The organism is Achromobacter sp. SIMBA_011 (genome assembly GCF_046535435.1).
Classification (GTDB): domain Bacteria; phylum Pseudomonadota; class Gammaproteobacteria; order Burkholderiales; family Burkholderiaceae_B; genus Achromobacter; species Achromobacter dolens.
In genome coordinates this window covers 1-228 of the sequence record NZ_JAWRWN010001371.1, presented here as the reverse complement: position 1 = coordinate 228, position 228 = coordinate 1, and the positions used below count along the sequence as shown (strand labels likewise).

Sequence of the window (228 nt, the reverse complement as noted above, 5' to 3'; positions counted from 1 at the left end):
CGGCCAAAACCGGCGCTGGAGGCCTGCATGAACATCTGGTGCGCGGTGGCCGACAACGGCAGCGGGAATTTGCTGGCCCGGGCGGTATCCAGCACCAGCCCAAGGTCCTTGACGAAGATGTCCACCGCGGACAGCGGTGTGTAGTCGGCCTTGAGGATATGCGGAACGCGGTTCTCGAACATCCAGGAGTTGCCCGCGCTGTGGGTGATCACCTCATACAGGGCATCG

Annotated in this window: 1 protein-coding gene; it reads right to left on the bottom strand. The window is 63.2% G+C overall.

Annotated elements, in window-relative coordinates; genetic code table 11:
* On the bottom strand, positions 1-228 hold a 228-nt coding region (locus SB816_RS35545), incomplete at both ends, for an NAD-binding protein (protein ID WP_410548688.1).